8 protein-coding genes are annotated in these 6,900 nt (G+C 71.2%); all 8 read left to right on the top strand.

Annotation, left to right across the window (positions count from 1 at the left end; all coding sequences use genetic code 11):
* The first annotated feature begins 25 nt into the window (after positions 1-25).
* A complete protein-coding gene (locus ACFYP5_RS37810; protein ID WP_389044421.1) occupies positions 26-223 on the top strand; it encodes a ferredoxin in 198 nt (65 codons plus the stop codon).
* A gap of 40 nt (positions 224-263) precedes the next feature.
* Positions 264-1,034, top strand: coding sequence for an SDR family oxidoreductase (locus ACFYP5_RS37815; RefSeq protein WP_389044423.1), 771 nt, complete (start codon positions 264-266; stop codon positions 1,032-1,034).
* A gap of 47 nt (positions 1,035-1,081) precedes the next feature.
* Entirely contained in the window at positions 1,082-2,089 is a 1,008-nt protein-coding gene (locus tag ACFYP5_RS37820; RefSeq protein ID WP_389044426.1) for a hypothetical protein, read from the top strand.
* A gap of 113 nt (positions 2,090-2,202) precedes the next feature.
* On the top strand, positions 2,203-3,327 hold the full coding sequence (locus tag ACFYP5_RS37825; RefSeq protein ID WP_389044428.1) for a hypothetical protein: 1,125 nt from the start codon (positions 2,203-2,205) through the stop codon (positions 3,325-3,327).
* Positions 3,320-4,207 carry a nitrilase-related carbon-nitrogen hydrolase gene (locus ACFYP5_RS37830; RefSeq protein ID WP_389044430.1) on the top strand — a complete coding sequence of 296 codons (888 nt, stop codon included), beginning with the start codon at positions 3,320-3,322 and terminating at the stop codon, positions 4,205-4,207. Before ACFYP5_RS37825 ends, ACFYP5_RS37830 begins: the two co-directional genes overlap by 8 nt.
* Positions 4,204-4,482: a hypothetical protein gene (locus ACFYP5_RS37835; RefSeq protein ID WP_389044433.1), complete on the top strand. Its 279-nt coding sequence runs from the start codon at positions 4,204-4,206 to the stop codon at positions 4,480-4,482. Before ACFYP5_RS37830 ends, ACFYP5_RS37835 begins: the two co-directional genes overlap by 4 nt.
* Entirely contained in the window at positions 4,482-5,285 is an 804-nt protein-coding gene (locus ACFYP5_RS37840) for a GntR family transcriptional regulator (RefSeq protein ID WP_389044436.1), read from the top strand. The genes ACFYP5_RS37835 and ACFYP5_RS37840 overlap by 1 nt, the downstream gene beginning before the upstream one ends.
* 378 nt (positions 5,286-5,663) lie before the next feature.
* On the top strand, positions 5,664-6,431 hold the full coding sequence (locus ACFYP5_RS37845; protein WP_389044438.1) for an Asp/Glu racemase: 768 nt from the start codon (positions 5,664-5,666) through the stop codon (positions 6,429-6,431).
* Positions 6,432-6,900 lie beyond the last annotated feature (469 nt).

Raw genomic sequence — 6,900 nt, forward strand, 5'->3', positions numbered from 1 at the left:
CTCACGACCGGAAAGCGAGTCCCTCATGAAGGCAGCCGTCGACGCGACCAAGTGCAACGCCTACGGAACCTGCGCGGAGATCTGCCCCTCCGTGTTCACCCTCGACGAGTGGGGTTACGCCGCCGTCGAGGGGGACGGCACCGTCCCCGCCGACGCGATCGAGTCGGCGCGGGCCGCCGCCCTCGGCTGCCCGGAGAAGGCCATCACCCTGACCGACGCCTGACCCGGCGCCCGCACCCGTACCGCCCGCAAGGAGAAGCCCCATGGATCTCGGTCTCACCGGCAGCGTCGTAGCCGTCACCGCAGCAAGCCGCGGTATCGGCGCGGCCGTCGCCCGGCGTTTCGCCGCTGAGGGAGCGACCGTCGTCGCCGCCTCCCGCTCCGCACCCGCCGTGGAGGAGACCGCGACCGGTCAGGTCCTCCCCGTCAAGTTGGACCTCGACGACGCCGAGGCCACGGCACGGCTGGTCCCCGACGCCGTCGCCGACCACGGCCGCCTCGACGTCCTGGTCGTCAACACTCCCGGGCCCCGGCTCGGCCCGTTCCTCGAGACCACCGACGAGGACTGGACGCGCGGTTACGACCTGCTGCTGCGTCCCGCCGTGCAGCTCGCCCGCGCCGGTGCCCGGCAGATGGCCGCACAGGGCGGCGGCTGCGTCGTCTTCCTGACCTCCACCTGGGTACGCCAGCCGGCCCCCGGTGGCGTGCTGTCCTCCTCCTTCCGCGCCGCGATCGCGGCCATGGCCAAGCAACTCGCCTGCGAGGTCGCCCCGTTGGGCGTGCGTGTCGTGCAGGTCATGCCGGGCGCCACCGGCACCGACCGGATGCGGGACATCACCGCCGCCAAGTCCGCCGCCTACGGCAGCACTCAGGACGAGGAGGTCGCCAAGGTCGTGCGGGACATCCCGCTGGGCCGCTGGGCCTCCGCCGAGGAGATCGCCGACACCGTCGTCTTCCTCGCCTCGCCGCGGTCCTCCTTCACCACCGGCGCCTCGCTCGCCGTCGACGGCGGAGCGATCCGCTCCCTGCCGTAACCAGCTTTCGCCTCCCGATCCCGACCATCGCCATGGAAGGAACCAGCATGCCTCGCACGCTTCGTGAACTCTTCGTCGAGCAGCTGCGGCTGTGCTCCGTGAAGGCCGACGAACAGGTCGCCGTCATCTCTGAGCTGGGCCAGAAGACGGAGTACGTCGAGGCGGCCGTCGCCGCCGCCCGTGACCTCGGCGCCTCCGCGCTCGTGCTCACCGCCTCCAGCCTCTCCAACCCGATGCTGCCGCCCTACAAGGAGGACGGCCGTGAGGTCCCGGCGCTGCTCGCGGCGGCCGCCGAGTGCGACATGGTCGTCGACGTCACCGTCGGCGGTCTGATCCACTCCGACGTCCGTACCCGGATCACCGGCAACGGCAAGCGGATGCTCTTCGTCGCCGAGCCCGCAGACGTCCTCGACCGTCTGATGGGCGACGGCGAACTGCGCACCCAGGTCGAGGCGGGCGGCGACAAGCTCCGCGCCGGCCAGACCATGCACGTCACCAGCGCCGCCGGCACCGACCTCAGGGCCGACATCAGCGGCACCGACCTGCCCATCACTCACCAGTGGGGCTACGTCGACCAGGAGCACCGCTGGGACCACTGGCCGAGCGGCTTCGTCGCCTGCTTCCCGCACGACCGCACCGCCGAGGGCACCATCGTCCTGCAGCCCGGCGACGCCCTGATCCCGTGGCAGCGCTACGTCCGCGACGAGGTCGCCGTCACCGTCGAGAAGGGCTTCATCACCGGCGTCGACGGCAAGGGCGCCGACGCCCACCTGCTGCGCGACTACTTCGAGGCCTGGGGCGACGAAGAGGTCTACGCCGTCTCCCACATGGGCTGGGGCCTGCTGCCCCAGGCCCGCTGGTCCGCCTTCGACGTCTACGACCCGCGCAGCCTCTACGGGCAGGAACTGAGGTCCACCGCAGGCAACTTCATGTGGTCCACCGGCCCGAACCGGTTCGCCGACCGGGAGACGCCCGCACACCTCGACATCCCGATGCGCGGCTGCACCGTCGAGATCGACGGCGAGGCCGTGGTCCGCGACGGCAAGCTCGTCTGACCTGTCAGACCCGGGGCCGGGCCCACACCATCGCCGACGGCCCGGCTCCGGGCGCCCGGCCCCCACCCCTCCCTCCTTCTTCACCGCCCTTCGTACAGATCAGGAGCTCCCCCGTGGACAGCAAGACTCTGGAGCAGGCGATCCTCACCCTCGCCAAGGACCAGGACCTGCTCGCCTCCTTCCGAGCCGGTCCCGCCGAGGTCGGCGCGGGCCTCGGCCTGGACGCCGAGTGGGCCGGTGTCATCGCGGGCGGCGACCGCGACAGGCTGCGTTCCGCCGGTCTCGGCGACGCCCTCACGATCCTGGTCAGCCGCTGGTTCGCCGACGACCTCGGCGACTCCACCAGCAAGGGCGCCTTCCACGTCGACACCACCTCCCCGCTGCCCGAGCCGAACGTCCCGGCCAATCTCGTCTTCGCGGCCGGCGCCTCACACGTCCCCGACCTGATCGCCCGCCCCGAGATCGACCCCGAGGACGCCGTGGCGCGCCTGATGGCCGGCTACGAGCGGCTGCGGGCCGAGCTCGCCGCCGCCGACCCGGATGTCCTGCTCATCACGGCGGACTGCCACTTCCAGTCCTTCAGGACCGGTGCGTATGTCATCGGCACCGGCGCCGTCTACGGCGGCTCGATGGAGTTCTTCAAGCGCCCCGACCTCGATCTGAAGATCGACGGCGCCCCGGCTCTCGCGCAGGCCATGGTCCGTGCCGTGCGCGCCGAGGGCCTCGAGGTGGAGGAGAGCGATGACTTCCCCCTGGACCACGGTCAGATCGTGCCGCTGAGACTGCTGCTGCCGCGCTCCGACCTGCCGGTGATCCCGATCATCACCCAGCCCAACCGCTCCTTCTCCCCGTTCGGAGCGCGCGTCTTCGGCGAAGTGTTGCGCGAGGTCATCGAGAGCCGTGACCTCAAGGTCGCTGTGCTCGCCACCGGTGGCCTCTCCCACTGGCTGGACCCGGGCAAGTTCGGCAAGGCGGACGTCGAGTTCGACACGTACCTCCTGCAGATGCTCCAGGCCGGCCGTGGCACCGACGTCGCGAACCTTGAGCCGTACGCCCTCCTGGACCACGGCCAGTACGAGTTCCCCAACTGGCTGATCATGCTGGGCATGGTCGGTCCCGGAGTGCGCGGTGAGGTCTACGCGTACGAGCCGATGGAGGCGTCCGGCGGCGGCTGGGCCGTCGTCAACATGGTGCTGCCCGAGAAGACGGCGACGGCCGAGGTGAGCGGCGATGAGTGACCACCGCACCCCCCGCACCCTGCGCGTGGGCCTCACCCAGTGGCACGCCACCCGTGACACCGCCCGCAACACCCGGCTCGCCGTCGACGCGATCCGTGAGACGGCCGCGGACGGCGCCGACCTGGTGCTGCTGCCGGAGAACGGACTGATGCTCGGCTCCAACGCGCAGATGCGCGAGAAGGCCTTCACCCCGGATTCCCCGGAGGTCCTCGCACTGCGGGAGGCCGCCCGGGAGACCGGTGCCGTGGTCGTCCTCGGAGGCATGAAGCACCGCAGGCCCGACCGTGTCACCAATTCCGCCCTGGTGATCGACGGCAACGGTGCGATCATGGGTACCTACGACAAGGTCCACTTGTTCGACGCCCGGGTCGACGGGGTCTCCTTCGAGGCTTCCGGCGTGGAGCGTGCCGGGGACGAACTGCTGCTGCTGGAGGTGAAGGGCGTCACGATGGGCATCACCATCTGCTACGACGTGCGCTTCCCCGAGCTGTACCGCACGCTCGCCCGGGCCGGCGCCGAGGTCCTCCTGGTACCCGCCGCGTTCACCCGCACCACCGGCAGCGCCCACTGGGAGGTTCTGCTGCGTGCCCGCGCCATCGAGAACGGCGCCCATGTGGTCGCCTCCGCCACGGTGCACGGAACGGAGCCGGGCACCGACGCCTTCGAGACGTACGGGCACGCGCTCGCCGTCGCCCCCTGGGGCGAGGTGCTCGCCGACCTGGGCGAGGCGCCGTACGCCTGCCGGGTCGTCGAACTCGACCTGGCCCTCGTCGAGAAGGCCCGCACCACCCTGCCCGTCCTGGAACAGGTCCGCTCCGACGCCTACCTGCGCGCACCGGTCCGGATCGCCGCCTCCCACCAGCAGGAGCCCGTCTCATGAGCACGCACCCTGACCCTGCGGGGACACCCGGCCCCGACAAGGACGGCATCGTCCGGCACGGCGAATGGATCGGAATCGGCAACGAGTTCACCGGGGTGCAACTGCGCAAGGTGTTCACCCGGCAGGGAGAGCGCCTGGAGATCGTCGTCCCCCGGCGTGGCCACCGTATCCTGCTCGATGCCATGCAGCTGGAGATCGTCGCCGCCCAGGAACCCGAGAAGTTCAGCGAGTTGTTCGCCAAGCACCTCGGTGCCTACGAGGAAGGCGACGACTGATGGCCCGATCCGGGCGCACCGTCGAGGAGATCTACACCGAGCTGCGCGACCGCATCCTCGACGGCACCTTCGCCCCCGGGATAAGGCTCTCCCAGCAGGCCCTCGCCGACGAACTGAGCGTCAGCCGCACGCCGCTGCGCGAGGCCCTGCACCGGCTCGAGGCGGACGGACTGGTGATCTCCCATGCCAACCGCGGCATGGAGGTCTCACCCGCGAGCCAGGAGAACGCCGAGCAGTCCTACGCCGCCCGGCTCCTCGTGGAACCGCCGCTGGTCGCCGCCCTGATGGACGACGTCCGGGACAAGGACATCGAGCAGATGGCGACGGCCCTGGCGGCGATGGAGGCGTCGGCCGGCCGCACCAGGGACTTCCAGGAGTCACACTTCCGCTTCCACGCCTTACTGCTGGACCGCTATCCGCCGCTGCTCGCCGAACTCACCGTCCAGCAGCACTCCAGGATCTTCCGGCACCAGCGCCTGCACATGTCCCGCCCGGCCGTTCCGGCCGACTTCACCCAGGTCGACCGGCACTTCCTCGAAGCGGTACGCAACCGGGAGGGCGAGCGGGCCCGGCAGCTCCTCGAACTCCACCTGATCGACGCGGCGCTGGGCATGGCCCTCGACATAGACCCCGACTACTGCTTCGACTCCCTGCTCACCGCGGCCCGGGGCCTCGGCCTGCGCCTGGCCCACGAGGAGAACGGTTCGGTCCACCGGCCCATCCGGCTCGAGTGGGTCCGCCCCGGCGCCGTCGCCGTGCCGTACACCCGTACCGAGAACCTGGAACACATCCCGGGCGACTGAGCCCCGGCCTGCTGCCGCGCCCGCCGTATCGGCGGTGCGACGGCCGGCGCGGTCCGGCGGCACCGTCCACCGGCCGCGTCATTCGGCAACAGCCGTCGTCGCCGACCTTCGGCGGCCGTCGGTGCCGACTTCCGGCACCGGCCGTCGGCACCGTCGGTTCAGGGCCGGGCTCGCCCCGGCCGTCGTCACCGTCGGTCCGGAGCCGGGCTCGCCCGGGGTGCGACGGCCCCGAAACGGTGCCGGTGCGGACCCGGGTCGGCACCGGCCCCTCCGGTGCCCCCTTCACATCACCGCCTCCTGGACGCCGCTTCGCGAAGCGGACCGTCCGGCTGCGCGCCCGCGCGGCCGTCCGGAGGCACTCCCCCCGAAAGGCTTCCCATGACATCCCAGCACGCCCCTTACCGCGTCGGCATGATCGTCCCCAGCTCCAACACCACCATGGAGACCGAGATCCCGGCCATGCTCCGGGCCCGCGAGCTCGTCCGCCCGGAACGTTTCACCTTCCACTCCGCGCGCATGCGCATGCAGCAGGTCACGCCGGACCAGCTCGCCGCGATGGACGCCGCCTCCGACCGCTGCGCTGTCGAGCTGTCCGACGCGGACGTCGATGTGATGGCGTACGCCTGTCTCGTCGCGATCATGGCGCAGGGCAGCGGCTACCACCGGGAGAGCGAGAAGCGCCTTGCCGCCGCGGCCGCCGAAGCCGTCGGCGACCGCAGGGTTCCGTCGGTCCTCTCCTCCGCCGGGGCGCTCTCCGAGGCGCTCGACCACCTCGGAGCGAAGAAGATCTCCGTGATAACCCCCTACATGAAGCCGCTGACCGGCATGGTCTGCGACTACCTCCAGGCCGAGGGCACCGAGGTCGTCGACTCCCTGAGCCTCGAGGTCCCCGACAACCTCACCGTCGGCCGACTCGACCCGGCACAGCTCAAGGACCTCGCCGCCAAGGTCAACACCAAGGGCGCGGACGCCCTGGTCCTGAGCGCCTGTGTCCAGATGCCGTCCCTCCCCGCCCTGCAGGCCGTCCAGGACGCCTTCGACATCCCCGTCATCAGCGCCTCCGCCGCCACCGTGTGGCGCATCCTGCGGGCCCTCGACCTGGAGCCGGTCGTCCCGAACGCGGGCGCGCTGCTCACCGCCCGCTGAGCAGACAGCCAGACACGGAGCGGGTAACGGCCGCGGGGAGCCGGGGCCGGCAGGCCCACCGAGGCAACCCGGTGTCCTTGATCCGTCGGCGGTATCCTGGCGAAAATTCAAGGACCTGACCGGCAGTCCCGGTCCAGACGCATGGGCGGCGTCGTCGTGCCAGTCCGCGGCCAGGGCACGGATGTCGCGTTCGAGGCCTGGACGCGGTGATGGAGCTTCGCGCCGGTCAGCTCGGCAAACCAACACTCGACCAGGTCCGGCCAGGACTCGCCGGTCAGCAACGCAATCCAGCGGGAAGGCAACCGCTCCTAGCTAGGGGTGCAGCAGGAGGCCTTCCTTCCGGAAAGACCCCGGTCGTCGACATACCCCCGCCGCGTGCCCCCGGCCGGTGTGCGGGGCCGATCTCGGGCGGCTCCGCACACCGACCCGTCGACGGCTACTGCTCCCCGGCCGGCGTAGGTTCCGGGAG

The sequence above is a fragment of the Streptomyces sp. NPDC005262 genome (assembly GCF_042872425.1).
Classification (GTDB): Bacteria; Actinomycetota; Actinomycetes; order Streptomycetales; family Streptomycetaceae; genus Streptomyces.